The 1,636-nt window shown below is 72.1% G+C and carries 1 protein-coding gene; it reads left to right on the top strand.

The window, feature by feature from the left end:
* Window positions 1-58 precede the first annotated feature (58 nt).
* Entirely contained in the window at window positions 59-1,411 is a 1,353-nt protein-coding gene (locus tag DW024_RS09870) for an IS30 family transposase (protein ID WP_369834751.1), read from the top strand.
* The last annotated feature ends 225 nt before the right edge of the window (window positions 1,412-1,636 follow it).

Raw genomic sequence — 1,636 nt, 5'->3', positions numbered from 1 at the left:
CCTTGATTATCGACTTTATCCGAACACCTCCCACATTCATCCGTACATGTACGGATGAATGTGGGAACCCGATACCCTGAGGGCCGGATCGGCCGGCCCCGGGAGATCGGAGGACGGCATGTCCGGAAAGAAGAAAAGGGGCTCCGCAAGGGCGGTCCCGAGGGCCTACGGAAGGCTCACGAGGCACGAGCGGGACACGGTCCAGAGGATGCTGGAGCGCGGGGCGTCGTGCAGGGAGATCGCGAGGGAGCTGGGCAGGTCGCCCTCGACGGTGAGCGCCGAGGTGGCGTCGCACAGGTTCGTGACGGCGCCGAAGGCCAGGCGCGGCGAGCGCGTTGACGCCTCCGCCGACCTGTCGGCGGCCTGCCCGCGCCTGGCCGCGTGGCCGCGCTGCTGCAACGGGTGCGGGCGGTACCGCGCGATCGGCTGCAAGCGCCGCCCCCACGTCTTCTACGAGGCCCGGGCCGCGCAGCTGTGCGCCGACTCGGTCCTCGTCTCGTCCAGGCGCGGGATAGACGCCGACGAGCCCGCCGCGGCGGCCAGGCTGGAGGCGATAAGGGACTGCCTGCGCCGGGGGCTGTCGCCCGAGCAGATGGCGGCGCGCAACGGCGGCCCGGTGGACCTGTCGCCGTCGACCATCTACCGCTGGGTCTCGGCGGGCTACGACGGCATGACCAACATGGAGCTCAGGCGCAAGGTCGGCTACAGGCCGAGGAAGCGCGCCGCGTGCCGGGCGGCGACCCGCCACTCCGCCCGCAGGTCGCATGCCGCGTTCCTCGCCCTCGGGGAGGACGCGTGCGCCGCCGCCTGGGAGATGGACACCGTCGAGGGGGCCCGGGAGGACTCCGCCTGCCTGCTCACGCTGCTGCACCGCCCCAGCAGGCTCCAGCTCGCGCTGCCGCTGGAGGAGAAGACCGCCGGGTGCGTCGCGGGCGCCCTGGAGGGCGTCCGGGCGGTCCTCGGCGCCGACGGGACGCGCCGCGTGTTCCGCGCCGTGCTCACCGACAACGGCGCCGAGTTCTCCGACGAGGGCGCGATCGCGGCGCTGCTCGGCGAGGGGCGGGGCGAGACGAGGCTGTTCTACTGCGACCCTAGGCGCAGCGACCAGAAGGGCGCCTGCGAGCGCAACCACGTCGAGATCAGGAAGCTGCTGCCCAAGGGCCGCGGCCTCAGGTTCGACCGGCTGGCCCCGGCCGACCTTGCGCTGGCGATGTCGCACGTGAACTCCGAGCCCCGCGGCGCGCTCGGCTTCGCGACGCCCGCCCGCGCCTTCCGGGCGATGCTCGGCGACGACGCGGCGGCGCTGCTGGAGGCGTACGGCATCGAGGACGTGCCCATCGACGGGCTCGACCTGACGCCGGGGCTCATCGCGCGGGCGCGCGAGGAAAGGGGCGATGCCCCGCTGTCCTAGCCTAAGGGAAAACGGAATAGACGGAACCGACCGTCCGGCTGAGTCTGGGAAGAGGTGCCGGGCGGCGGGCGGAGCATGGCCACCGGACCCATCGAAACACATCTCCACCGTTCCTTCAACTGGGAAAACGGCGCCCCCGGGCCCCGGGAGGGGCCGCGGGGCGTTCGGCTAGGTGCGGGAACGGCCTATTTGCTCAGTGTGTTCGGCTGAGATCGGAAATCAACC

The sequence above is a fragment of the Collinsella sp. AF37-9 genome (genome assembly GCF_003475115.1).
Classification (GTDB): Bacteria; Actinomycetota; Coriobacteriia; order Coriobacteriales; family Coriobacteriaceae; genus Collinsella.
The sequence above is the reverse complement of the archived record's forward strand: the minus strand, read 5'-3'. Positions and strand labels throughout refer to the sequence as shown.